Source organism: Anabaena sp. PCC 7938 (assembly GCF_049315035.1).
GTDB lineage: Bacteria > Cyanobacteriota > Cyanobacteriia > Cyanobacteriales > Nostocaceae > Anabaena > Anabaena cylindrica.
Genome location: NZ_CP186034.1, coordinates 4,988,295 through 5,012,392, shown reverse-complemented (window position 1 = coordinate 5,012,392; position 24,098 = coordinate 4,988,295). Strand labels below are relative to the sequence as shown.

The 24,098-nt window shown below is 38.0% G+C and carries 24 protein-coding genes and 1 pseudogene; 10 read left to right on the top strand and 15 right to left on the bottom strand.

Features of this window, described 5'->3' with window-relative positions:
- Positions 1–2: 2 nt before the first annotated feature.
- The 3 genes from ACOWPH_RS22620 (at position 3) to ACOWPH_RS22610 (ending at position 3,742) form a co-directional block, all read left to right on the top strand.
- Positions 3–1,277 (top strand): dicarboxylate/amino acid:cation symporter, encoded by a 1,275-nt coding sequence (locus ACOWPH_RS22620; RefSeq protein ID WP_015212364.1) that lies wholly within the window; start codon positions 3–5, stop codon positions 1,275–1,277.
- 32 nt (positions 1,278–1,309) lie between these two features.
- Entirely contained in the window at positions 1,310–2,488 is a 1,179-nt protein-coding gene (locus ACOWPH_RS22615) for a class I SAM-dependent methyltransferase (protein WP_015212363.1), read from the top strand.
- A gap of 375 nt (positions 2,489–2,863) precedes the next feature.
- The gene (locus ACOWPH_RS22610) at positions 2,864–3,742 is read left to right on the top strand and encodes an NAD(P)-dependent oxidoreductase (protein WP_015212361.1); all 879 of its coding nucleotides are present in this window, start codon (positions 2,864–2,866) and stop codon (positions 3,740–3,742) included.
- 82 nt (positions 3,743–3,824) lie between these two features.
- On the opposite strand, the gene ACOWPH_RS22605 is transcribed toward ACOWPH_RS22610, so the two are convergent.
- The 9 genes and pseudogenes from ACOWPH_RS22605 to ACOWPH_RS22565 form a co-directional block, all read right to left on the bottom strand.
- Positions 3,825–4,349 (bottom strand): single-stranded DNA-binding protein, encoded by a 525-nt coding sequence (locus ACOWPH_RS22605; RefSeq protein WP_015212360.1) that lies wholly within the window; start codon positions 4,347–4,349, stop codon positions 3,825–3,827.
- 326 nt (positions 4,350–4,675) lie between these two features.
- A pseudogene (locus tag ACOWPH_RS22600) lies at positions 4,676–4,888 on the bottom strand (FAD-dependent monooxygenase); the annotation flags it as partial.
- 381 nt (positions 4,889–5,269) lie between these two features.
- Positions 5,270–5,713: an HNH endonuclease gene (locus ACOWPH_RS22595; RefSeq protein ID WP_015212359.1), complete on the bottom strand. Its 444-nt coding sequence runs from the start codon at positions 5,711–5,713 to the stop codon at positions 5,270–5,272.
- A gap of 1 nt (position 5,714) precedes the next feature.
- Positions 5,715–5,975 carry a hypothetical protein gene (locus tag ACOWPH_RS22590; protein WP_015212358.1) on the bottom strand — a complete coding sequence of 87 codons (261 nt, stop codon included), beginning with the start codon at positions 5,973–5,975 and terminating at the stop codon, positions 5,715–5,717.
- 25 nt (positions 5,976–6,000) lie between these two features.
- A complete protein-coding gene (locus ACOWPH_RS22585; protein ID WP_015212357.1) occupies positions 6,001–9,591 on the bottom strand; it encodes a HEAT repeat domain-containing protein in 3,591 nt (1,196 codons plus the stop codon).
- Positions 9,592–9,771: 180 nt separating this feature from the next.
- A complete protein-coding gene (locus ACOWPH_RS22580) occupies positions 9,772–10,263 on the bottom strand; it encodes an ArsC/Spx/MgsR family protein (RefSeq protein ID WP_015212356.1) in 492 nt (163 codons plus the stop codon).
- 181 nt (positions 10,264–10,444) lie between these two features.
- Positions 10,445–11,056 carry a cupin region gene (locus tag ACOWPH_RS22575; RefSeq protein WP_015212355.1) on the bottom strand — a complete coding sequence of 204 codons (612 nt, stop codon included), beginning with the start codon at positions 11,054–11,056 and terminating at the stop codon, positions 10,445–10,447.
- A gap of 15 nt (positions 11,057–11,071) precedes the next feature.
- On the bottom strand, positions 11,072–11,230 hold the full coding sequence (locus ACOWPH_RS22570) for a hypothetical protein (RefSeq protein ID WP_015212354.1): 159 nt from the start codon (positions 11,228–11,230) through the stop codon (positions 11,072–11,074).
- 150 nt (positions 11,231–11,380) lie between these two features.
- Positions 11,381–11,872: a hypothetical protein gene (locus tag ACOWPH_RS22565; RefSeq protein WP_015212353.1), complete on the bottom strand. Its 492-nt coding sequence runs from the start codon at positions 11,870–11,872 to the stop codon at positions 11,381–11,383.
- Between the two features lie 405 nt (positions 11,873–12,277).
- Between ACOWPH_RS22565 and ACOWPH_RS22560 the strand changes: the two genes are divergently transcribed.
- From ACOWPH_RS22560 to ACOWPH_RS22540, 5 genes are all read left to right on the top strand, one after another.
- Positions 12,278–13,036, top strand: a complete 759-nt coding sequence (locus ACOWPH_RS22560; protein ID WP_052334496.1) for a serine/threonine-protein kinase — start codon at positions 12,278–12,280, stop codon at positions 13,034–13,036.
- A 48-nt stretch (positions 13,037–13,084) separates the two neighbouring features.
- Positions 13,085–13,336: a hypothetical protein gene (locus ACOWPH_RS22555; protein WP_052334495.1), complete on the top strand. Its 252-nt coding sequence runs from the start codon at positions 13,085–13,087 to the stop codon at positions 13,334–13,336.
- Between the two features lie 219 nt (positions 13,337–13,555).
- Positions 13,556–13,822 carry a type II toxin-antitoxin system ParD family antitoxin gene (locus ACOWPH_RS22550; protein WP_015212352.1) on the top strand — a complete coding sequence of 89 codons (267 nt, stop codon included), beginning with the start codon at positions 13,556–13,558 and terminating at the stop codon, positions 13,820–13,822.
- On the top strand, positions 13,800–14,111 hold the full coding sequence (locus ACOWPH_RS22545) for a type II toxin-antitoxin system RelE/ParE family toxin (RefSeq protein ID WP_311381367.1): 312 nt from the start codon (positions 13,800–13,802) through the stop codon (positions 14,109–14,111). Before ACOWPH_RS22550 ends, ACOWPH_RS22545 begins: the two co-directional genes overlap by 23 nt.
- Positions 14,112–14,173: 62 nt before the next feature.
- Entirely contained in the window at positions 14,174–14,740 is a 567-nt protein-coding gene (locus tag ACOWPH_RS22540; RefSeq protein WP_015212351.1) for a Uma2 family endonuclease, read from the top strand.
- Positions 14,741–14,894: 154 nt separating this feature from the next.
- Here ACOWPH_RS22540 and ACOWPH_RS22535 read toward each other — a convergent pair whose 3' ends face one another.
- The 4 genes from ACOWPH_RS22535 to fdxB form a co-directional block, all read right to left on the bottom strand.
- Positions 14,895–15,491 carry a cytochrome c oxidase subunit 3 gene (locus ACOWPH_RS22535; RefSeq protein WP_015212350.1) on the bottom strand — a complete coding sequence of 199 codons (597 nt, stop codon included), beginning with the start codon at positions 15,489–15,491 and terminating at the stop codon, positions 14,895–14,897.
- 134 nt (positions 15,492–15,625) lie between these two features.
- Complete coding sequence (gene ctaD / locus ACOWPH_RS22530) at positions 15,626–17,272, bottom strand: cytochrome c oxidase subunit I (protein ID WP_015212349.1); 1,647 nt, start codon at positions 17,270–17,272, stop codon at positions 15,626–15,628.
- Between the two features lie 42 nt (positions 17,273–17,314).
- Positions 17,315–18,259 (bottom strand): cytochrome c oxidase subunit II, encoded by a 945-nt coding sequence (locus tag ACOWPH_RS22525; protein WP_015212348.1) that lies wholly within the window; start codon positions 18,257–18,259, stop codon positions 17,315–17,317.
- A 453-nt stretch (positions 18,260–18,712) separates the two neighbouring features.
- Complete coding sequence (gene fdxB, locus ACOWPH_RS22520; RefSeq protein WP_015212347.1) at positions 18,713–19,006, bottom strand: ferredoxin III, nif-specific; 294 nt, start codon at positions 19,004–19,006, stop codon at positions 18,713–18,715.
- Between the two features lie 1,006 nt (positions 19,007–20,012).
- Between fdxB and ACOWPH_RS22515 the strand changes: the two genes are divergently transcribed.
- Complete coding sequence (locus ACOWPH_RS22515; protein ID WP_042464384.1) at positions 20,013–21,602, top strand: helix-turn-helix domain-containing protein; 1,590 nt, start codon at positions 20,013–20,015, stop codon at positions 21,600–21,602.
- A 183-nt stretch (positions 21,603–21,785) separates the two neighbouring features.
- Here the strand turns inward: ACOWPH_RS22515 and ACOWPH_RS22510 are convergent, their stop codons facing one another.
- Positions 21,786–22,235, bottom strand: coding sequence for a DUF29 domain-containing protein (locus ACOWPH_RS22510; RefSeq protein ID WP_015212344.1), 450 nt, complete (start codon positions 22,233–22,235; stop codon positions 21,786–21,788).
- 122 nt (positions 22,236–22,357) lie between these two features.
- A complete protein-coding gene (locus tag ACOWPH_RS22505; protein ID WP_015212343.1) occupies positions 22,358–22,720 on the bottom strand; it encodes a four-helix bundle copper-binding protein in 363 nt (120 codons plus the stop codon).
- A gap of 535 nt (positions 22,721–23,255) precedes the next feature.
- Between ACOWPH_RS22505 and ACOWPH_RS22500 the strand changes: the two genes are divergently transcribed.
- Positions 23,256–23,855, top strand: a complete 600-nt coding sequence (locus ACOWPH_RS22500) for a hypothetical protein (protein WP_015212342.1) — start codon at positions 23,256–23,258, stop codon at positions 23,853–23,855.
- Positions 23,856–24,098 lie beyond the last annotated feature (243 nt).

Genomic DNA, 24,098 nt, shown 5'->3' with positions numbered 1-24,098 from the left:
GCATGGGTCAAATGGTACAGAAAAAACACCTTTTTGCGTGGAAGCGCATTCCATTAGCATTGCAGATTGCTCTTGCAATTATCTTGGCAATACTTGTAGGAAATTTACTAAGTACTCAAGCAGTAACTAATACTGCCCTCATCAGTAACTTAGCAATTCCCTGTAACTTAATACTCAAGGCACTGCGGGCTTTAGCAACACCACTAATTATGTTAGCCGTACTCCATGCCTTTCTCACTGCTGATATCCCAGGTAGATCCGGCCGTCGTCTGACAGTGCTGTTATTAACAAATACAACTGTAGCAATTTTCATAGGTCTTCTAGTCGCTAACCTTCTCAAACCAGGTTCATGGGGTCGCATTTCTCCTCCATCTGGTACAGAAGCAACTGGTAAAACCCTTGATCCTTGGGGATTAGTTCAGGACATCATCCCAGATTCTATTCTCAAACCACTGGTTGATAACAATGTCATTCAACTAATTTTTATTTCTTTAGCTTTTGGTATAGTTCTGCGTGCCTTGAAAGCACAGCAAATAGAGGAAGGCAAAACATATTACCAGGCAATAGAGGGAGTAATTACAATATTATTTGAGGCTGTGATCCGCATTCTGCACTGGATTATTGCTTTAGTGCCATTAGCGGTCTTTGGTATCGTTGCCAAAACCGTTGCTCTCCAAGGATTTGCACCGTTTAAATCTCTGGGTGCATTCATTATTGCCGTGCTATTGGCTTTGAGTTTGCAAGCCTGTTATTACTTGCTGCGGGTGAAATTTGGTTCTTGGGTAACTCCTAAAAATTTCTTAGCTGGGGGTTCAGAAGCTTTGTTAACAGCCTTTTCCACTGCTTCCTCAACAGCAACCACACCAATCACTTTTGAGGCGTTGTTACACAAAATTGGTTTACGGGAATCTTCAGCTTCTCTAGGGGCGCTAGTTGGCAGTAACTTTAATAATGATGGAACTGCCCTCTATGAAGCAATGTCAGCATTATTTATTGCTCAAGTATTGGGTTTACATCTTTCTCTACCACAACAGTTGATAGTTGTCGTCACAGCTATTTTTGCTTCCGTTGGTGCAGCGGGTATACCAGAAGCTGGTTTAGTGACAATGACTCTTGTCTTTACTTCTGTCGGTCTGCCTACTGAATATATAGCTTTGCTGGTGACAGTTGATTGGTTTTTAGATCGCTGTCGCACTGCTATAAATGTCATGGGTGATATGACTGTTAGCTGTCTACTTGATGGTAAGAAGCGTCTAATTATGAATATCGACTCTTAACTTTTTACGCTCAATCTCACAGTAAAAATTCTATGGATTCTCATCCCGCATTGTGTGCAGCTATAGCTAAACGCATTAAAACTAGTCCTCAACGGCGCATTACTTTTGCAGAATATATGGATATGGCACTGTATCACCCAGAACATGGCTACTATGCCAGTGATGCAGTCAATATTGGGTTTAGGGACGGTGATTTTTTCACGTCTTCTAGTTTAGGAAGTGATTTTGGCGAATTACTGGCTGTGCAGTTTTGCCAAATGTGGGAGATTTTAGGGCAACCGATGCCTTTTCATTTGGTAGAAATGGGCGCAGGTAAAGGTGTTTTAGCATCCCATATTCTGAATTACATACAATTAAACTATCCAGATTTGTTTGCGGCGCTGAAATACATCATTGTGGAAAAGTCGCCAAGTTTAAGGCAAGAACAGCAGCAAAGGTTACAGGAGTTCTCTGTGCAATGGTTCAATTTGGAAGAAATAGCTGCTAACTCCATTACAGGCTGCTTTTTTTCTAATGAATTAGTTGATGCTTTTCCCGTGCATCAGTTCACTATAGAAGCGGGGGAATTGCAGGAAATTTATGTGACTGTTGAGGATGATGGAGAGAATACGCCTGTTTTTCCTAGATTTATGGAAGTATTAGGGGAATTATCTACACCACAGTTAGCAGCATATTTTGATTTGGTGGGGATTGAGTTAAATCCCAATATTTATGCAGATGGCTATCGGAGTGAAATTAATTTAGCTGCTCTTGATTGGTTGAGTATAGTGGCAGACTGCTTGCAGCGAGGGTATGTGCTAACTATTGATTATGGCTATCCTGCCAACCGTTACTATAACCCCAGGCGATCGCAAGGAACTCTACAGTGCTACTACCATCATCGTCATCATGATAACCCTTACGTCAATGTTGGGCGACAAGATATCACCGCTCATGTTGATTTTACAGCTTTGGAATCTTGGGGCAACAGGTGCGGTTTAAATCAAGTTGGTTGGACACAGCAAGGTTTATTTTTGATGGCATTAGGTTTAGGTGAAAGAATTGCAGCCCTTTCCTATCAACAGCAACCAATATCACAAATGCTTAACCGCCGGGAAGCATTACACCAACTTATTGAGCCGACAGGAATGGGCAACTTTGGGGTTCTAGTACAAAGCAAGGGGCTAACAGAAACTTTACCTTTACTTCAAGGATTAACCATACCAGAGTAGAGGTAAAGGTAAAACTCAAAGGTTAAAACTCTATTCAAGAATCCTGTATCAGTCTTTTTTCGACTAGCATAACAGTGATTACTCCAAAGTTAAAAACCTGAGAAAAGTAATAATTATGACCGCTCACGACCTAATTGTATTAGCAACACTACTTACTCCCGGCATCTTACTTTCAGTTATCATCATGGCTACTTTTGCCGCAGGTGGCTGATTTTTGGTGATTGGTGTTGGCGGTAGCCTGCCGTATGACTCCTACGTCCTCACGCAAGCTATAGGCATATGGGGAAAAGGTGATTGGTGAATAGAAAAACTATTACTCATTACCCATTACCCATTACCTTGTTTACCCTACGATTTACCAAAGGAAAGTGAAACATGAAGGTGGCATTTCTGGGAACTGGATTGATGGGACTACCGATGGCTCAACGGTTATTAGCAGCAAATGTAGAGCTAATTGCCTATAACCGCACCCCAGAAAAATTAGCACCATTACAAGCCGCAGGGGCAGAAATTGCGACCAAACCACGGCAAGCAATTCGCTCTGCTGATTGTATAGTTCTCATGCTATCTAATGCCGCAGCTATTTATCATGTCTTGCTCACAGATACTTCTTGGCATACTTTATCAGGGCGTAGCGTCATCCAAATGGGGACCCTTACTCCTCCAGAAAGCCAAGAAATCAGAGATGCAGTTGTTGCGGCAGGTGGTGAATATATCGAAGCGCCAGTACTCGGTAGCATCCCAGAAGCAGAAACTGGCAAATTAATTGTCATGGTTGGTGGTGAACAAGAACAATATCAACGCCATCTCAAGTTACTGCAAATTTTTGGCACAGATCCTGTATACATAGGCCCTGTAGGTTCTGCATCCTCTCTAACTCTTGCACTCAATCAATTAATTGCTTCTCTCACTACTAGCTTTGCGCTCAGTTTAGCTTTTGTGCAGATGCAAGGTATTGATGTAGACTTATTTATGCGAATCCTGCGCGATAGTAAACTTTATGCGCCTACCTTTGATCAAAACTTGAAACGGATGTTGGATGGTAATTACACAAAAGCCAACTTACCCACCAAACAATTGATCAAAGAAATAGATTTATTTATCACTGAAGCTAAATCCCTTGGTTTGAATCTCAGCAGTATTGAGGGTGTAAGACAAATTCTGCAATCAGCAATGAGTATGTCCTATCCAGAAGATGATTACTCATCAGTTTTCCCTGCTATTCGTGAATGGGGTGAAGCCAGCGGGGAGTAGAGGCAAGGGGAGCAGGGGCAGGGGAGAAATATCAATTTCCCAATCCCCAGTTCCCAGTCCGCAATCCCTAATCCCTAGTGTCTTAAAATGGGATGTCGTCTGGATCAGGTTCTGGTGCTGATACAGGTTGATAGGATGGAGGCTGAAAATTCGCTGGTTGATAGGTGGGTTCGGGGGTTGTCACCTGGGGAGTGACAGCGACATTAGTTGTAACTGGGGTTGGTGCTGGACGGGTTGATTCATAAGACTCTGGAGGACGCTGTGCTGGTTGCGCCATTGTGGTTGCTGGTGGACTCGAATTCATCTCTTTGCCAATGCCATGAATTTTTTGGACTGTCAACTCAGCACGTTTTTCTTTGAATCCTTCGGGACGATCAAAGGTATTCATTCCTAAGCGTCCTTCAATAATAACGCGATCGCCTTCTTTGTATGTTTGATGGATTTCTTTTGCCAAATTACCCCACCCAACTACTTTCAAAGGATGTGAAGGATCATCAGGCCGCACTCCAGGCACATGAACGATCATTTCTGTCACTTCCAACCCGTCTGGTGTGTGCCGCAGTTGGGGAGTGTCATAAATTTCTGCCATTAAAATACAACTGTTCATATATTGCTCCTTATAAGTCAATCTTTACAATATTTAGGATAACGCCTGAGTGCCGCGATCTATTTCATAATTCCTCTTCCCAATACCCATTACCAGCCCAAACAAATATCATAAGTATTCTAGCGAACATTAAGATATAGAAAGTCAAGCGGAGAAGGTGAAACAACTATGACTATAGATGTTCACGAACAACGCCTGACTAGAACGAGCATTTAATTCTGCATTGAGTAGTACAACTATACCATTAAAAACATTAAATTTGTACATGAACAGGAAAAATACCCAAAGCAATTAATCGGGTTGGGAGATCACGTAAGATAGGTAAACTTCGTGTGAGGTAATTGCAAAATGCGATCGCAGCGCTGACCGAAGGTATCGCTCAAACCCAACTCCTCTATAATCTGCATTACCGATGGGTGAATAGTATCACCACGAAAATCCCGGTCAAAATCTTTATGTGCTTCTAGCAGCATCACCGAAATACCCTGACGTGCTAGTAACAAAGACAATACAGCCCCCGCAGGGCCACCACCGACAATGCAACAATCTGTAGTTTGTACGTACGTCTAAAATCTCATGTTCCTGAGTAACATCCTGATATACAGACATAAAAATTCCTCCTGATTATGCCTCTTTAGTGTCTGCTATATCTTGCTATTTTATCTGAGGCTATTTTATTGGTAGCTTGGTATTACTAGGCTGGTATTTTGACATTGAAATTCTCAAACAGGGGTTTCCTGGTAGTCCTGCCACAATGAAGGCAAATACAGCACCATGCTTTTTTTGATATATACTCAAAACGGTTTAAAATGTCATTCTGAACGAAGTGAAGAATCTCTGAGATACTTCCCTGCACTACGTTACGTATGGCTAACGCCACAGTATGACATAAGTTCAGATTTCACCCGTTTTCAGTATATCTACTTGCTAATTCTTCCTTTTGCTGATGTTGGTGGATACTTACCAACTTCTATTAATAATAGTCTTTCTATGATCCGTTCATCGTTATTAAAATCGAGAATACGCGTTGTTACTTCACCAATATCTGTTAATGGTTGAATCACAGCTTCATCAAGTCGAAAGTGATCACCCCATAAGTCTCTACGGGGGTTAAAAAATCTCACTAATTCACCATTACGCCAATTAATTGAACCTAAATCTGTACCTTTTTGCAAATTACAGAAAACACAAGCATAACAAAGATTATCATCTGTGCTTGCACCACCATGTTTAACGCTAATTATATGGTCAACTTGACAACCGGATGATCTATCTACTGCTGAAATAAGACAATATTCACAAATATTCCCAGCGCGTTCAACAACTAAACGCCGCAAATCTACATTAATGTAAGTACGAGACATCTTATTTATCCTCGGTGTTCATATATTTATACGCTTTGGCTTTAGCTAAAGTCATAATGTGTTCTAGAGTCAGAAAATGGTCTAACTCCCGTTTTTCTTCTTTGGTTAGTTGATTATTTTTAGCACCGTCAATTAAATCCTCTAAACGGTTTTGTGCTGTTTCAGAAAGGTGGAAGTTAATCACACTTTGGGGGGTAGTACCAGCAGCAATGAAATCTACAATTTCGTCGTAGACTTTGATAGTTTTGACAGATGTATTCATAGTGGTATCCTTTTTTATTATTTTATCAGTTTAATTTTGCTAATTCTTGCTTTGCAAATTCCCGCACTTGCTCATCTGGATCATTTTCTGCTCTGTCGTGCAACAATCGTAAGGTTTGGGGATGGTTGGGATATGGCTTAATGATTATCTTCAATGCAAGTAGTCGAGGATTTTTTCCCCATTCTTCTTTACGTTCAAAGGTATCATTCATAGCACATTTGTAGAACAACTCAAACAAATCGGGGTTAGTTTTAAAGTATTTAGCTAATCCTCGTATTGCTGTATATCGGACAGTTTCATCATCATCAGAGGTAGCAAATTGTTTGAGAATGGTTAATGTATCTGGGTCTTCTTTGAAATTATCTGCTAATCCTTGTGCTGCTGCACATCGCACATTCCAATGATCATCAGAGGTAGCTAGTTGCTTGAATATGGGCAAAATGTCTGGATCATCTTTGAAGTTATCTACTAATCTTGCTAATACTACACTTCGCACATTTGCATCATCATCAAGGGTAGCCATTTCTTTAAGAAATGGTAATGTATTCGGGTCATCTTGGAAATAATTTGCTAATGTTTGTGCTGCTTGAAATCGTACATTCCTATCTTCAGAAGTAGCGAGTTGTTTAATAATTTGTAATGTATCAGGATCATCTTTAAAATTCCATGCCAATGCGTCTACTACTTCACCTTGTACGTTCGCATCATCATCACAGTTAGCAAGTTTTTTGAGAATTGGTAATGTACTGGTATCATCTTTAAAATGTTTTGCTAATGCTTGTACTACTGTACATCGCACATTTCCATTATCAGAGGTAATAAGTTGTTTGAGGAATAGTAAAGTTTCAGGATCATCTTTAAAATTTCGTGCTAATTCTTCTACTGCTGTACGTCTTGTTAAAAAAGACTTATCAGAGGTAATAAGTTGTTTGAGGAATAGTAAGGTTTCGGGATTATCTTTGAAATTCCGTGCTAATTCTCGCATTGCGGCACGTCGCACATTCAAATTAACATCAGAGATAGCAAGTTTTTTGAGGATGGGTAATGTGTCAGGGTCTTCTTGGAAATCCTGTGCTAACTTTCGCATTGCGGCACGTCGCACATTCCCATCATCATCAGAGGTAGCGAGTTGTTTGAGAATGCTTACAGTATCCAGGTCATCTTTAAATTTCTGTATTAATTCTTGTACTGCCGCAATTCGCATATCGCTATTATTCCCAACAGTGGCAGATTGTTTAAGCCAGGATAGAGTATTGGGATCATCTTGCCAAAGAGTCGCGATTTGTGTCACTGCGTTACTACGAACTCTATCAACAAACTTAGCTTCTTTGTCATAGGTTTCATAATAGTAACTGATGTCATATTGAGTTAAATATTTTAGCATTTCTAATAATTTATGAGCCGTTGACTTTATTATGTGATAATTTCTAACTTCTCCTAGCAATTCAGCAGCTAAGAATATGTTAATAAATTGTTCTTCTTTTTCATTTTTATTAATTAAATAATTAATAATTCTTCTATCCACACCAGCTTCTAAAAAGAAATTTATACCCTGTTCCTCTTCTACATAATGAAGGATATTCGTAGTCATTATATAATCAATAATTTCTCCAGTAAACTTAGGTTCAAGCATTCCTGCTATCAAGCGCAATACCTCATTCCAAGATTCATCTTGCCAATGTTTAGCAAAAACATCAGTTTTTAATTGTTCAATAGAAATACTGCGTTCTTTTTCAAACTGCCAAACAAACTCCCAAGCACAGAAGTATTCTAAAAACGTCCGATGTACAAAAGCATAATAATCTGCACCGACAAAACACAGAATAAAGTTACGAGTTCGTAATTGATTAATCATCACTCGCGCTGCTTCTCTGGGTTTATCAACTATGGTTTTGAGATAATCAGTCAGAATTGTTTCTAAATCAGATGCAGTTATCAAATTACCAGTTAAACCCTTTTGATTTGCTTGCATACTGTAGGCGACTTGACGCAACATCGCCTGTTTATCTTTATAATCAATGGTTTTTGGATCTAGGCGAATATCTTCAATTAATGCGCGTTCTACATCCCATTGATGCAGCAATAACCGTGATGCTTGATGATAAAGTTCTGGTCTATCTTTAGGTAATTCTTGGTTACGATTTAAAATCGCCATCATTGTTAACAGTAGAGGATTTCCCGCTAACTCTTTAATGGATTTTGAGTTTGCAACTGCTCCTTGGAGACGTTCTTTTTTTCTCAGCTTGTCAGCTTCATTATTAAAATTTAATTCATGCCAACGATTGATAAAATCTTGAATTTGTTCTGCGTCTAAATCTTGTAGCATGAAGTGATGAAACTCAGTATCCCTTAACCGTTGAGTTTTGTAGCCAATCACGCGAGAAGTCACAATCACCCGCACTTGAGGATATTTATTTGTAAAGCGATGAATATCTGTAATTACATCTTCTCGCTTTCCAGGATCAAAGACTTCATCTAAACCATCAAACATTACTAAAGCATTACCAGCTAAAAGTTGTTCATGCAATTTATGTTGATTGAGATGATAAATTGAACCACTACATTTATGAAAAAATTCGATAAAATCGTGGCATTCATTATCTTCCCGTCGCCGCATATAAGTACGTAATTCAATCAACAAAGGAATCGGTTGAGAAATTACATTATCAATTGGTGATTCTGCCCAATTTAATGCTAAAAATTGCAGTAATGTAGATTTACCAGAACCTGGATCACCTAAAATTACTACATATTTATAATTTTGCTTGTCGTTAATAATATCTAAAACTGGTCGAGTTGCTTGTTCAAAATAACTTTGTTTGTAGCGTTCTAACTCCTGTATGGCAACTTCTGCTTCTAGCTGATTACTTTCGCGGAGTCGATTCAGGTGTTCTTTAGGCAGTTCGTAAATTTGTGGTAAAACTTGGTGAACTTCCCGCACATTTTGAGCGATAAACATTCGCCATAATTTCAGTTCGTTATAGGCATAACCTGTTGTATCTAAACTCTCTAATTTCAGGTTGCCATAAGTTTCTTTAATTGCTTCCTGATATCCCAATAAATCAAAATCTGGTATAATACCTGCAATTTCTTGGGTACTTTTTTCGATTTTTTCAATATTCTGTGAGTCAAGTAGATCTCTTAAATCTTTTGAATCAAAAAGAATTTCTTGAACATTCATTAAATACTGGTTTATGATAGCATCCCAGTTAAAATTATTTGGTAGAGGTTTTAATTGTAGACTATTCCAAGTATTTTTAAGAGTTGTTGCGTCAAGGGAATCACAATCAATTTCAAAAGCTTTTCCTAAAATTGATTTAACCGATTTATCGCTGATAAATCTCTTGACTTCTTGGATATATGGTTTAATTTCATTTTCAGGAAGTTTACAACGGATTTTTAACTGCTGCTGTACCAGTTGTAAAAATTCTTTAATCGCTTTACCTGCTGCTACCTGACGAGGATCTTTTTCTCGTAGCAGAACGTGTTTGAGGGAGTCTTTGAAAAAGTCTTTAGCAAAGTCTTTTGCTCCTTCCTTTGCTAAATCTTGCAAAATCGGAGTAACCAACACCCCAACACCTTGAGTAACTCCCCAAATCAGCAACCAGTCCAACATAATACTCGTATCTATTTGTGTTTAATTACGAGTATATACATTTAAACTGAGTATTTTTCCAGGTTTAGGTAAATTTCTCTATATTTATGGAAATAAGTAAATGCGACTTCGACAGAATTGATTTGATCTATTTGACCTTCTCTATACCTCTCCCCACAACGGAGAGAGGCTTTTTAATATCTAATGCTGGTGTTGTTCTTGACCGTGATTTTTACAACCACCCTTACCGTGATGGTGTTCGTGGTCATGACCGTGAGAACAGCCTTGGAGGTTTTGCTGCATCAGTTTTTCGCTCATTTCCTTCAAAGAGTCATCGACAGGTTTTAAACCTATCCATGCGTCAATTTTCTCGACATCAAAACCTACTTCACGTCTATTTCCTACTTCAATTAAAGGACGACGAATTAATAAAGGATCTCTGAGCATCATCACCAAAGCAGTATCAGCGTCAATGCTTTCAGGAATCACCTCTCCTGATTTTACTTTAGGTGCGGACTTGTTAAACCATTCGCTTACAGTGCGATCGCCAAAAAATGACCGCAACCTCTCTGCTGTCCAAGGTTCCGTTAATAAACTGTATGTCACTACTTCATGACCTGCGGCTGTCAGCAAAACTTTTTGCTTTGTACCACCTTTACAGCCTGGTTTTTCATAGAAAATTACTCTGGCCATGGATATATCTCCTATAAGGTTTTGATTCGATTTCTGGACAGGAAATAATTAACCGCAGATAAACGCAGATCAAAAATGATGTGTTTTCTTTATAGGTAAATATTCGGGATTTTTTACCTATTTCTATTAGTTGCTATCTATTTATCACAATAATCATTTATTTCTGTTTATGCCACTACATTTAAAATTTTTTAGCAATATGGTGAATTGTATCAAATTCAAATCTCTCTTTGGGGTTGGTTTCTCCATAGATATTAAATGTAACCGTAGGTTGTTCACCAACAGCTTGTACCTGATGAATTGTATCAGGAGCAAAACTAATAATATCGCCTGGGAATAAATTTATTTCTCCAGTTGTTTCAATTTTATCTGGAAATTCCGGGTTTGAACTGCGCCGCCAAAATGTATTTTTTTCTTCACCTTTTAGCACCGCTACCACTCCCCAAGTTCCATGATTATGAATATTGGAAATTGTCCCCGGTGCAAATGTTACCGTTTGTACAGTTAAAGGAAAACCTAATTCATCGTATAACAATAAAACAGAAGTTCCTGTTTTTGAGTCAGGTGCTAAAAACTGACTTTGTACCCAATAGGAATTGACAATTAATCGCCTTACCAGCATCCGAATTTCCGGAAGACAAGTTGATTCATCTTCAACATTATTGAGAACGTCTTCTACCTCAGTCAGAAACCGATACAAGCGATAATTGTCACGCAATAAATCCCATGTTCTCGCTGATTTACAGGCTTGATGCTGTCCATCTCCAGCGACAAACCAATCCTTACCTTGCATAATTTATATACTCAATTATGAATATTTTGGTAAGAAAATAATGGGAGGATTAGCTTGAGGCATCACAGTTATAGGAGCTACAGGAGATGCAGGGAGGGGAGGTAGGAGAAGATTATTATTATTAGAAGGTGTGAGAGATTGATAAGGGGATGAGGTGGATAACCAATTGTTCATGATTTTTGATTGGGAAGAGGTGATTGGTAAAATGTTTACTTGGTTTAGATATAGCATTTCTCGGTTGAGTACAGATGTTTTAGAGGTACAAAAACCCCACCTCTAAGCCCCTCACCGCTGTTTCGTGGAGGGGACTAGGAAATGCTATAATCAATCATCATCGTCTTCTGGTAGACGGGTTAAAATATCCAGAAGAATGCTAGAACCAAAATCATTTTTGTCATCAATGCTTTTAACTCTGGCACTAATTTCCCTGGCTTGCTCTAACTCTCCTAGTTTAGCTAATACCAATCCAGAAGCAGCATAAGCATTTAAGTACAATCTGATTTGGTGTTCTTCGTGACGTTTAACTAAGATGGGTTGAAGTTGTTCCCAGTTATCGGGAAATTTCTCGACTTCTTTAATTTTAGCGGTTATTTTCTCGGCTGTTGTCAGCGCGAGAACATAATTGTTTTTGTAGTAAAAATATCTATAAGCTGCAACTAAAACATCTGTGTTGTCTCCTGTTTTAGCTAAAGCTTGTTGCATATATTTTGTAGATTCTTCTGTATTTTCCCAAGTCTGTGCTGCTAATATCAATAATTCTTTGACATCTTCTGCTACATCAAACCATGAGTATTTGTTTTGAGAACTTTCGAGCATAATATTTTAGGCATAGTAAATCGTCTGAATCAGGATTTACAGGATTTTAATTGTCAGAATCAAGATGTCCAGGATTTCAGGATTTTCAGGATGTAATTTACCCATTACCAATTACCAATCTAATTTATTTTAGAACATACACTAGACGTAATTCTGTAAATTTTAGATTATCTCAATATCTATCTTGAAAAATAATAAATAGTTAACCAAAATTATAACTTACAGACAAATAATACCATCCTGTAAATCCTGAAATCCTGGACATCCTGATTCTGACAAATACTTAAATCAGAAAATCACCACTAACCATTAAACACTATCATGCTGTAAATCCTGAAATCCTGGATATCCTGATTCTGACATTGCTTATGCTACAATCATCACTAGATATACCCTGCAACTACCATGAGTCAATGTCTCAATCCTGACTGTCTTTACGAAAATCCCCAGGGTACTCAATTTTGTCAACGTTGTGGAGGTAAAATAGTTTTAGATGACCGTTATCTACCGATTAAATTTATCGGAGAAGGTGGTTTTGGACGCACTTTTCAAGCAGTAGATGTGAAAAGATTAAATACTCCCTGCGTCATTAAACAATTTTTACCCCAACAAGCAGGAAGCTCATCTTTACAAAAAGCGACGGAATTATTTCAACAAGAAGCTAAAAGACTCCAAGAGTTAGGAAAACATTCACAAATACCAGATTTACTTGCCTTCTTTCCCCAGGATGGTAGATTGTATTTGGTACAGGAATTTATTGATGGTCAAAATTTATTCCAAGAGTTACAAACTCAAGGTAAATTCAATGAATCCCAAATTAGAAATATTTTAACAGAATTATTGTCAGTTTTGCAATTTATTCATGAGAATCAAGTAATTCATCGAGATATTAAACCAGAAAATATCCTCAGATGTAAAAACGGTAAATTATTCCTAATTGATTTTGGTGTTTCTAAAGAAACAAGTGGCAGTATTTTAACCAGAGTTGGTACAATTACAGGTACTCCTGGATATGCACCACCAGAACAATTTCGCGGTATGGTTTACCCAAGTAGTGATCTTTATAGTTTAGCTGTTACTTGTGTACGTTTATTGACGGGACATTTTCCCAAATCTGATGGTTCGGATGAGTTGTTTGATACTATAAATATGGAATGGCAATAGCAAAAGTATGTTTCTTTAAGTCAGGAATTAACTGATGTTTTAGAAACAATGTTGCAAGATATTCCTAAAAAACGTTATGGTTCAGCAGCAGAAGTTTTAGCAGCATTAAATAATCCCAAGGTTCAAAAAACTGTCGTTATTCCCCCACCTCAACCTATTTTTGAAGTGGGGTATTTGGGGTTATTTGATTTTGGGTTTGGGAAGCTGAATGGCTATGACGTAAGCATTATATTTAATAAAATAGATAATTCAGGGATTGTCAAGGGGTTATTTGTCAGAATCAGGATGTCCAGGATTTAAGGATTTACAGGATGTGATTGAATGATGTTGGAAAATTGTGAGGAATGTATAAGAAGGTAAAAGGTAACAAGGGCAAAAATATCCCCGACTTCTGTGATAAATTCCTCATTGAGGAATATCATTAATATTAGAAGTCGGGGATCTGACTATGTTTCTATCTTTTAGCAGATTATAATCAAATTATCAGTTACAGTCTATTTAAAATACAGGAAATAGGCGATGAATATTACCTTAAAACCAGAACAAGAACAGTTTATTCAAAATCAGTTAGCTCAAGGCAGATTTCCTAATGCTGAAGCGGTGGTTAATCAAGCTCTACAGCTTTTACAGGAAAAACAGCGAGAATATGAAGAATGGGTAGAGGATGTTAGAGTTAAAGTCAATGAAGCGGGAGAAGAATTAGAACGAGGAGAAGGAGTTCCTTTAGCAACGGTTGTTGAACAAATACAGGCAAAGTTTCGTAATGCTCGTGAGGCGAATAAATGAATCAATGCTTAATTTCGCCCCAAGCAATTCGAGATTTAGACAGCATTTCAGAATATTTTTAACCAGAAATATTGAAGCTGGAGAAATGCTTTTTAAAGAGTTCACAAAAAAATGTGAAAACTTACTCCAATTTCCCAATATGGGACGTAGCTACGAGTATATAAGGCATGAAATGCGTGGCGTTCCTCTTGATGGTTACATCATTTTTTATCAAGTTGTTGATAATAATGTTGAAATTCTCCGAGTTGTGAACGGTCGCCAACATTTAGAAGCTTTGTTTGGAGAGTAGGATAATAATCCTTCATCCACATTGTGTTAAAGTTAGATATAAGTAATCATGGAGTAAATGTCATGGTACAAACTAAACATAGATTTGCAAGTTTTGAAGAATATTTATCTTATGATGATGGCACAGATAATTTGTACGAATTGTTTAATGGGGAGTTAGTGGAAATGCCACCAGAATCAGGAATTAATGTGCAAATTGCTAATCGTCTTTTTCTCATTTTTGCATTGTTAATAGGGATTGATAGAGTGCGGGGACATGGTTTAGAGTTGGAAGTAAGAGGAGAACCAAGAAATCGTTATCCTGATCTGACTATTATTCGAGAAGAGCATATTCAACAATTAGCAAGCCGTAATACTATTCGCCTCTCAATGTCACCACCTTTATTGGTAGTTGAAGTTGTTAGTCCTGGGGAATTACAAAGAGATAGAGATTTCATCGCCAAGCGTTTACAGTATCAAGATTGTGGTATTCCTGAATATTGGATTATTGACCCCCAAACAAAAAGTATATTAATTTTAGAATTAATTAATGAAGTTTATGATGAAATTGGGATTTTTTCTGGTGATAATTTAGTTAGATCTCCACAATTTAATAGTCTAAATTTACAAGCATCACAAATTTTTGATTAATCAGGAGTTCCTTTATACGGCTAATTGTCAGAATCAGGATATCCAGGATTTAAGGATTTACAGGATGTGATTGGATGATGTTTTCACAATTGTGAATGATCTATGATCAGGTAAAAAGTAATGGGTGTATAATTACCCATTACCCATTACCAAATTAAAATGCGTTAAGAATGTAAACCAAAGTGAAGAGAACAATCCAAATGATATCAACGAAGTGCCAGTAAATCTCTGCCATTTCGATGCCTGTGTGTTTGGTATCAGAATAATGACCACGACGCAAAGAACGCCATAATACACCCAAGATTAACAACAGTCCGATAAAGACGTGTAAACCGTGGAAACCGGTCATTAAATAAAAGCAATTGGCGAAAATATTGGTAGTTAAACCATATCCCAAATTCATGTATTCATAAACCTGACCGGCTAGGAATACAGCCCCCATAATTGCGGTAATGAAATACCAAAACCGCATCCAACCAACACTATTTCTTTTAATTGCCATGTCACCAAAGTGAATGACAAAGCTACTAGAAACAAGAATGATGGTGTTAATTGTAGGGATAAATAATTCTACTTCTGTTCCTTCTGGGGGCCAAACTGCGGTAGTACCTCGAAAAAACAAATAGGTGGCAAAAAATCCACCAAACATTAAAGATTCAGAAACTAGAAAAGTCAACAGTCCCCAAACTCGCAAATCTTGATGTTCTTCGTGTCCAGCTTCGTGATGTTCACTGGTTGTAATTGCAGTCATGCTATTTTCCTACTAATAAATGTAGGTTGGGTTGACGAAAGGAAACCCAACATTTGAAGACGAAATTAAACCCAATCTTTTGAGAAGTTTGTTGGGTTGCGCTGTCGCTTAACCCAACCTACAATGTCTGCGTTTTAACTGACAGCCTCAGTCACCGATGAGGATTCATCATGAATATGACCGTAGTCATAAGGGCCATGAGTAACAACAGGTAATACTTCCCAGTTTTCAATAATTGGTGGAGAACTGGTTGTCCATTCTAAAGTCAAACTTTCCCAGGGATTATCACCTGCGAGTTCTCCTTTTTTCCAACTGGTAATAGCGTTGTAAGCGAAGGGAATCACAGAAATACCCAAAATGAATGCGCCAATGGTGCAAAGCTGGTTTAAGCTGACAAATTGGGGGTCATACATGGCAACTCGGCGGGGCATTCCTTGTAAACCCAGTTTGTGCATGGGTAGGAATGTCAAGTTAGTACCGATTAAGGTGAGGACAAAGTGAACTCTTCCCCAAGTTTCGTTCATCATTCTGCCGGTCATTTTGGGGAACCAGTGATATATACCTGCGTAAATACCAAAGACGGAACCACCAAAGAGAACGTAGTGGAAATGTGCGACTACATAATAGGTGTCGTGGACGTGAACATCAAAGGGTGCTGTTCCCATTGTTACACCGCTTAATCCACCCATGACGAACATGGAAAGTAAGCCGATCGCAAATAACATGGCACTGGTGAAGCGAATCTTGCCTCCCCAAAGGGTTGCAACCCATCCGAAGATTTTGACACCGGTGGGAACTGCAACTATGAGGGTGGAAATGGTGAAGAACATCCGCATCCATCCGGGTGTGCCGCTGGTGAACATATGGTGTACCCAGACGAATAAACCGACAACGCAAATAGCAACTGTGGAAAATGCGATCGCTTTATAGCCAAAAATCGGTTTCCGTGCATGGGTGGGAATTACTTCTGACATAATCCCAAAAATCGGCAGAATCATTAAATAAACCGCCGGGTGGGAATAAAACCAGAACAAATGCTGATAAATAACGACGTTACCACCTGCATCTGGTTTGAAGAAGGAAGTACCAAAGTTGATGTCAAACAACAACAGAATTAAACCTGCTGCTAATACTGGTGTAGATACAAGTGCGAGGACAGAAGTTGCTAAAATTGCCCAGCAAAATAGGGGAACTTGATCCCATTTCATGCTGGGGACTTTCATCAACAAAATGGTGATCACAAAGTTGAGTGAACCCAAAATTGAGGAAGTTCCCACTAACACAATCGCTAAAATCCACATGGTTTGGGCGATTGGTGCGGTAACTAAGCTTAGTGGTGGGTAAGCTGTCCAACCTGATTGGGAACCACCAAAAATAAAACTGAGTAACAGTAATAATCCTGCGGGTGGGTTTAACCAAAATGCGATCGCATTTAATTTGGGAAACGCCATATCTCTAGCACCCACCATCAGCGGAACTAGATAGTTACCAAATCCCCCAATTGCACTGGGGACAATCCATAGGAAGATCATGATCGTCCCGTGATTGGTCATGAAGGCGTTGTACAGATTAGGATCAAGAAAATCGGAATCTGCGGTGGCTAACTCGGTGCGAAGTGCGATCGCCATCAGCCCACCGATGATATAAAATCCAAATGCTGTCACCAAATATTGAATCCCAATCACCTTGTGATCAATATTAAAAGTGAAATAATCTCGCCATTTCCACGCTGTAGGGTGTGAAGTGTGTGGCGTATTTGGTGGAAATTCTACCTGTGTCATAAGCTATGAGTGTCAATTTGTTCAGTAGTCAACTGAACGCTGCTATTTTTTAATTTGAGTCAGAGTTGCTGCATTTACACCCATCTCACTGACATAAGGTGCCAGAAAATCAGGTGTCGATAAATTAGCTGGATTTACAGCCACAACTTGAGGTTGTCCTTGCTGTTGTGCAATCTGGTTTTCTGTCAACCAGCTATCAAAATCTTCTTGGGTATGGACAACAACTTGCGATCGCATAGAACCGTGATAACCACCACACAATTCCGCACAAACTATCGGATATGTACCTGGTTTAGTAGCAACAAAACGCAATTCTGTAGCGATACCAGGAAGTGCATCTTGTTTGAGACGAAATTGGGGAACCCAAAACGAATGAATTACATCATCTGCTGATAGATTCAACTGCACATCAGCACCAACAGGAACGTGTAACTCACCAGCAGCAATACCAGTTTGGGGATAGTTAAACAACCAAGCAAACTGAATCCCCTTCACATCAACTACCAAATCCGCTGCTTTACCTTGAGTTTGGGGACTTCCACCAATACCAATTCCAGCAGTGACAGCTTCAGAACCATCATTCATGGTAGCAGCCATAGCCATCTGTCCATGAGGATGACTACCTGGTTCTAAACCCCCCATTTTGTTATAAATATCTACACTGTAGATACCCAAAACAATCACAATTACTGTAGGAACTGCTGTCCAAAATATTTCTAAGGCTAAATTACCTTCTACAGGTGTACCATCACCATTGTCTCCTGGACGACGACGATACATAAACAAGAAAATTAGAATCGTTCCTTCTACTACTAAAAATAAAGCAACAGCAATGGTAAACATGATATTGAAAAATCCGTCTACCAAAGGCGCTTGTTGCGATGCTTGTACCGGTAGTAGATGATGATTTTGACCAATCCAGATGCTAATAGGGGAAATTATCATCCCAGCCAATAGCGTCCATAACGACACAGGAACTTTTTGCATACTACCTGCACTCTATCAGTTATCAATTATCAGTTGTAGGAGCAAATTACAATTCGCCCGTACTTATTCAGTTATCAATCTGTTCACTGTTCTCTGATTTGGGGCAGTGTTTTTGATTTTCACTTACTAACGTTCTAACTTACACCTAATAAGAAATTGCATAAACTTCCAGATTTTTTCAGATCTTTCACTCAAGATATGAAAAAAAAGCTTTTAATATATTCCGACTTTCAAATTTTTATAAAAATCCCCAATCTAGGATTTTAATTCTGCTCATTAAGAACAATTTATTATTTATATTTATAGTTGGATTTTTGTTTATCGTGAACTTTTATATTATCCTGTTATAAAAATAATTAAGTATTTCCCCTCTATTTACATGATTTAGCAGATTTACGCAGTTAAATAATGTCTTTTGTAGCAGAACATTATTTTGAGTAATTCCCAAAAATATTAGTTGTCTACTGTTGTATGAGAATAACAATTTTTGGGACAAATACGAGAACAAGCTTCGCAACCAATACAGTTTTCTGGAGTCACTACCGCCATTACCTTCCGTTCAATTTCTTCATCATCTTCGTCTTCCACAAATTCGCCTTCTTCATTTAGTGCTTTTAACCCTAAAACATTGTGACCACATACTTTAATACATCTGCCACAACCGATACATTTATCTTTGTCAATCTCTTGGGCAAATTTTGGAGTCCAAGTCTTACCGCCAAAAGTCACTCCTGTTAATGTCGCCATAATTTTTTCCTCAGCAATTTTGCTTACAAATTAGTTCGTGATTTAATCTTAATCCTAGCCTAATAATTTTTAATTTTACGAATAAAAATTAACTTTTTTATCAAATTTTGCTGACTTGCTAAATAATAGCAATTGAGTTTAGATAATTAATCATATTAAATGATAGTTATTATTAATAACTAGCCATTTATAGATCCCCCTAAATCCCCCTAAATCCCCCTTTTTAAGGGAGACTTTGAGAAATTTAGCCCCCCTGCTTTTTAATGGGGGTTGGGGGGATTTCAATCAAATCTGGTACTTTTCAAACATCCTCTTATAGGTCAATTTCCCTCCTGTCCCTAACTCCTGCTTTAAATAAAAATATATTGATATTCTTTTGCAAATATAATATTTACTTCATGGATAAAAGATGCAATTTGACAGTATTAGCAACTACTAAATAAACCTAAATTACCCTTTATGTGAAAAACTATACAAATTAAATGATCAGAAAAGTTACATTTTACCTTAACTTAATTTGTACGCAAAATTTAACTTTTTTGAAAAACTGTAACTTCTATAGCAATAAATAAATTTAAATCAACGGTCATTCAAACAATTGATCATTACTTAGATGTTACCCAAAAACACTTTGATTAAGGTTTTATGGTCAAATATAAAGATAAAGATTAAGAAATCTTCCTAAGCTCATTCTGAACAAACTTAGCGAAATCTTTATGAAATGTATAGTTAATAAAGAAGCAATGAAGCTCTTGTTTCAATGTCTTTAATTAGTAAATAGTCAACAGTGAACAGTTATTAAGGATATGCTGTGATTTCTCATTCAGCTAAATCTATTAGTAGAGGTAAAGCACAATATAAACCTTGTTAACTAATAACTGACAAGTGAGGCGAGAAAAACATTTCTTGTCATGGAGATACTTTGGTAGCAAGTTATGAATCAACAGGAGACATCACGGGGGGACTTGAGCCAAACATCTCAGCAATTAGAGTAGGAAGAAGCCTAATGCCTTATACAATTCCTAACAAAAATTGCGTTAGATGTGATAAATGCCGACCCCAATGTCCTACGGGTGCAATCAAAATAGAAAATAATGAATATTGGATTGATCCTTGTCTATGTAACAATTGCGAGGGTTATTATCCAGAACCACAATGTGTCATCGCTTGTCCAATAAATGCTCCCATACCTGCACAAGCCAAAAAAGGAAGATGCAAAATTGAACCGCGAGAACCTACCAGCCCTGATTTATTTTCCAATGGCAAGAATCATCCATTTGCTTCAGCAATAGTTATCTGGGAAGCTTGCAATTTACTAGCACAACGTAAATCATTAACTTGGGAAACAGATGCAGAAGATAATTTACATTATAGCCGACAAGTTAATCAAGGTCGGGGTGCAATTTCTTTTCATATTCAAGACCCATTTCAAATTACTAACCTAGCTAAGGATTTACACGTAATTGAAAGCCTCGATATTCGAGCAACTTGTATTCATTTAATTTTCGCTGCCCATGCTACAGCCTTAGATAAACCTTGGGAACAAGAATTCGCCATTGATGAACGCCAAATTGAAAAATATTTGGGGTTAGAGAAACGCAAAGATCTCAACAAAACTGCCAAGCTTTCTTTAATCAAAAACATCGTTCAACAAGCTTGTTCTCTCATTGTTACCATAGACTGGCCGCAACGGGGTAGAGTTCCCGGATTTTCTGTTACACAAAGTCACTTATGGCATTTAACAGATGTTCAGCACCATTTTCAAGAAGATGATCTGGGGTGTAAATATTTGATTGGACTGACATTTAAAGTTAAAACAGGCACTTGGTCGCAACACTTCTTAAATAGACAAGCCAGTAAAGAGCGAAGTGGATTTTATCAATATGGTAGTCTTCCTAAAACGCTGTTAACTACAGTTATGAGTCTTTGGCAGCAACATGAAGGTGCTATTCGACTGATGTTATGGTTATTATTTAAAACCAAAATGGGTAGAGAACAACGCATCACTGTTCCTACTTTAATGCGAGTTGCTTATGGTGAGGAAAAAATTAACCTAGCTTCGAGATTACGAGACGAACGTAAGCGTCTATTACGAACGTTTGAAAATGATTTAGAAGTTCTCAATCATTATGGAGTCAAACCACTATTTGACCCTATTACCTATCCGCCAGAAATTCAACCATTGTGGGCAAAATTAATTGATATCCCTGAAGATCCAGATGAGGCTTTGGAATTTTGGATTAATGATGGTAGTGGTGATAATCGACTGACAGATAGTGGACCTCGTGGCAAGTGGAATTTGTTAATGAATGCGAGAATTTTATCTTTTGAACTTCCTTCAGAGTGGGAACAGCTAAGTTCAGAAGCAGAGAAAAAAAAGCGTAGTACTGTTAAGAGTAAAAAAACTCTTAAAAGCACTGATGATTTATTAGGTGAACAAGTTTTGCAAGCACGCAAAAATATAAATATCTCCCAAAGAGAATTAGCAAGGCTTACGGGTAAAAGCCAAAGTTGGATTCGTGATGTTGAAAATGGTCGTCTTAAACCTAAGTTAGAAGACCAAGCACTGCTCAGAAAGGTGCTAAATATTAGTTAAAATAATTAGTAATATCTCGTTCCCAGTCTCTGACTGGGAATGCCATCACAGAGGCTCTGCCTCTAAATCTTAGCAGAAATGTTCCCAATAACTCAAGGCAGAGCCTTATAGAATTAATTCCCATATAGAGTATGGGAACAAGAAACGAGAGAATGATCTCATCTTGTGGGGTAGGCATACTCATTATTCTTCCCAAAACTTCTTACTTAACAAAGCATCTACATTACTGGGAAATGGACAAACATCAGAAAAATAAACATCAGGATAACCATCTCTGACATTTTCTAATGCCATGTCATAGCTTTTAGCAAGAATTTCTAAAACAAAACTTTTCAAACTCGGTGAATCTTCCAATTCAATTTGTAACCTTTGCCGAAAATTCCTAATTTCAATTTCCCAACCCCGATAACAGTCTGACATTGGTACATAACACCGCTTTAACAAATGTTCTATTAAACGCACCAAAAAACTCCTGACTGCTTTACGCTGACTTTTCCCCAAAGACTCTACCTCTTCAATTAAATTATCCCAATCTAAATTTTCGTTGTCTCTTGCTTTTAATTTACTGACTGTATCCTCAACCCAGAGAGAAAAATCTTGTTCATATAGATTTTTGATTGATTTTTTACTCATACTGTACACTCGCTGTTTATTTTCATTTTATTTCATACTCTGTTTACAAAACCTAAGCGCCCAAACTAAAAAAGCTTGAGCGCCTAAATAGGTTGCAGAGAAACTTCTGCTAGTTCATAAGATTAAGCTGGCATCATTTGCATTGATCTGCAAGTTTCAGCACATCTACGACAAACTGCGGCACATTCCATCATCTTTCTATCATCACTGATTTTTTCACAAGCTGCGGCACAGCGATCGCACATTTCCGCACAAAGCATACAGGTACGTCCCATGAACTCGGAACCACCCATCATCATGTTCATGCACATCATGCACATTTCTGAGCAGTCGCGCATTATGCTTATCATTCCCATATCCATGTACTTACCACCTTTACTCATACAGTAAGCCATGGTTTCTAAGCATATTTTATGACATTCCATGCAAGAGTTCATGCAGGTTTGGATTTCGCTGGTTATGTTTTCAGTCATCATCATCAACATAAAAAATACTCCTGATTTTGTAATGTTTGCCTATGTTTGGATTTGGATTAATTACAACATTAATACCAAATTTTTCAAGGGTAACTGGGGTTTTGACCCCTGAGTTGATTAGTTCAAAATTCCGATATATTAACCGAGTTACCTGCCCCAAAGTATTCACATAAATCGGTGATATTTTGAACTACTTCACCGATTTTTGCTGACAAATTCTCCTATGAAAAATTCAATAAACAGAAGTTTTCAGCTTTGAACTTGGATATCTTATTGAAGAGTGAGTTTTGGCTAAATCCTAACACTATATTTTTGGTTCACAGTATTGATTAACTGCGATCAACCGCTTTTTACCTTCTATCCTATGGCTGATTTTTAAATAAAATTATCAACTAAATTACCTGGTATATCTTAATTATCCTCAATCCCTAAGGATGGTGACAACGAAAACAGTATTTTTTTCGCTGTCTGGTGAGCATGAATGATACATTATTAATGCTGGTCTATGAATACAAACTATTGAAAGTTCTGAACTAGAATTATCATGAAATCTTTGCACCGTAACGATTTATATAGCTGGTCTTGTTTTAACCCCGCAAGAAATATTGATTTTAATGGGTTCGCTTGGATACGTCCAGAAGGAAATATATTGATTGATCCTGTAGCTTTATCAAATCATGATTGGAATCATCTGGAATCTCTCGGTGGTGTGGCTTGGATTGTGCTGACAAATTCTGATCATCTGCGGTCAGCTAAGGATATTGCTAATCAAACCTATGCTAAAATTGCTGCACCAAAGGGGGAGAAAGAAGATTTCTCGATTTTGTGCAATCGCTGGTTGACTGATGGTGAGGAGTTAGTTCCAGGATTGAAGGTGATTGAAATCCAAGGTTCAAAGACTCCCGGTGAGTTGGCCTTGCTGTTGGAAGAAACCACTTTGATTACTGGGGATTTAGTGCGATCGCACAAAGCCGGTACTTTAACTATTTTACCAGATGAAAAGCTACTAAATCGAGATCAAGCTGTAGCTTCTGTTCGCAGGTTGGCAGGTTTGGAGAAGGTGGAAGCGGTATTAGTGGGTGATGGTTGGTCTGTTTTTCGGAATGGTAGGGAACGCTTGCAGGAGTTGCTGGGGACTTTGTGAGGAGGTTAAGATGAGCGGAAGTGGCGGCGGCGGTGGATACGAATATCAAGCAAGGGCGACAGCGTATGTTGCAGCCCATATATTAAATCAGCAACCATTATCTTGGATTGAACACTCAACTCCTGATATTCCGATTGCTGTAGCGGAAGAAACTAATGGGCCAGGGGATGATGTCAATATCACGCTTCAAGACGGTACAACTGTAGAAGTTCAAGCTAAACATGGTTTAAAGAAGGGTCAAGA

Excerpts from the sequence above, each read along its gene's own strand:
- ACOWPH_RS22620 (WP_015212364.1), top strand. The coding sequence starts at position 3 with ATGGGTCAAATGGTACAGAAAAAACACCTTTTTGCGTGGAAGCGCATT.
- ACOWPH_RS22615 (WP_015212363.1), top strand. The coding sequence starts at position 1,310 with ATGGATTCTCATCCCGCATTGTGTGCAGCTATAGCTAAACGCATTAAA.
- ACOWPH_RS22610 (WP_015212361.1), top strand. The coding sequence starts at position 2,864 with ATGAAGGTGGCATTTCTGGGAACTGGATTGATGGGACTACCGATGGCT.
- ACOWPH_RS22605 (WP_015212360.1), bottom strand. The coding sequence starts at position 4,349 with ATGAACAGTTGTATTTTAATGGCAGAAATTTATGACACTCCCCAACTG.
- ACOWPH_RS22595 (WP_015212359.1), bottom strand. The coding sequence starts at position 5,713 with ATGTCTCGTACTTACATTAATGTAGATTTGCGGCGTTTAGTTGTTGAA.
- ACOWPH_RS22590 (WP_015212358.1), bottom strand. The coding sequence starts at position 5,975 with ATGAATACATCTGTCAAAACTATCAAAGTCTACGACGAAATTGTAGAT.
- ACOWPH_RS22585 (WP_015212357.1), bottom strand. The coding sequence starts at position 9,591 with ATGTTGGACTGGTTGCTGATTTGGGGAGTTACTCAAGGTGTTGGGGTG.
- ACOWPH_RS22580 (WP_015212356.1), bottom strand. The coding sequence starts at position 10,263 with ATGGCCAGAGTAATTTTCTATGAAAAACCAGGCTGTAAAGGTGGTACA.
- ACOWPH_RS22575 (WP_015212355.1), bottom strand. The coding sequence starts at position 11,056 with ATGCAAGGTAAGGATTGGTTTGTCGCTGGAGATGGACAGCATCAAGCC.
- ACOWPH_RS22570 (WP_015212354.1), bottom strand. The coding sequence starts at position 11,230 with ATGAACAATTGGTTATCCACCTCATCCCCTTATCAATCTCTCACACCT.
- ACOWPH_RS22565 (WP_015212353.1), bottom strand. The coding sequence starts at position 11,872 with ATGCTCGAAAGTTCTCAAAACAAATACTCATGGTTTGATGTAGCAGAA.
- ACOWPH_RS22560 (WP_052334496.1), top strand. The coding sequence starts at position 12,278 with ATGAGTCAATGTCTCAATCCTGACTGTCTTTACGAAAATCCCCAGGGT.
- ACOWPH_RS22555 (WP_052334495.1), top strand. The coding sequence starts at position 13,085 with ATGTTGCAAGATATTCCTAAAAAACGTTATGGTTCAGCAGCAGAAGTT.
- ACOWPH_RS22550 (WP_015212352.1), top strand. The coding sequence starts at position 13,556 with ATGAATATTACCTTAAAACCAGAACAAGAACAGTTTATTCAAAATCAG.
- ACOWPH_RS22545 (WP_311381367.1), top strand. The coding sequence starts at position 13,800 with ATGCTCGTGAGGCGAATAAATGAATCAATGCTTAATTTCGCCCCAAGC.
- ACOWPH_RS22540 (WP_015212351.1), top strand. The coding sequence starts at position 14,174 with ATGGTACAAACTAAACATAGATTTGCAAGTTTTGAAGAATATTTATCT.
- ACOWPH_RS22535 (WP_015212350.1), bottom strand. The coding sequence starts at position 15,491 with ATGACTGCAATTACAACCAGTGAACATCACGAAGCTGGACACGAAGAA.
- ctaD (WP_015212349.1), bottom strand. The coding sequence starts at position 17,272 with ATGACACAGGTAGAATTTCCACCAAATACGCCACACACTTCACACCCT.
- ACOWPH_RS22525 (WP_015212348.1), bottom strand. The coding sequence starts at position 18,259 with ATGCAAAAAGTTCCTGTGTCGTTATGGACGCTATTGGCTGGGATGATA.
- fdxB (WP_015212347.1), bottom strand. The coding sequence starts at position 19,006 with ATGGCGACATTAACAGGAGTGACTTTTGGCGGTAAGACTTGGACTCCA.
- ACOWPH_RS22515 (WP_042464384.1), top strand. The coding sequence starts at position 20,013 with ATGCCTTATACAATTCCTAACAAAAATTGCGTTAGATGTGATAAATGC.
- ACOWPH_RS22510 (WP_015212344.1), bottom strand. The coding sequence starts at position 22,235 with ATGAGTAAAAAATCAATCAAAAATCTATATGAACAAGATTTTTCTCTC.
- ACOWPH_RS22505 (WP_015212343.1), bottom strand. The coding sequence starts at position 22,720 with ATGTTGATGATGATGACTGAAAACATAACCAGCGAAATCCAAACCTGC.
- ACOWPH_RS22500 (WP_015212342.1), top strand. The coding sequence starts at position 23,256 with ATGAAATCTTTGCACCGTAACGATTTATATAGCTGGTCTTGTTTTAAC.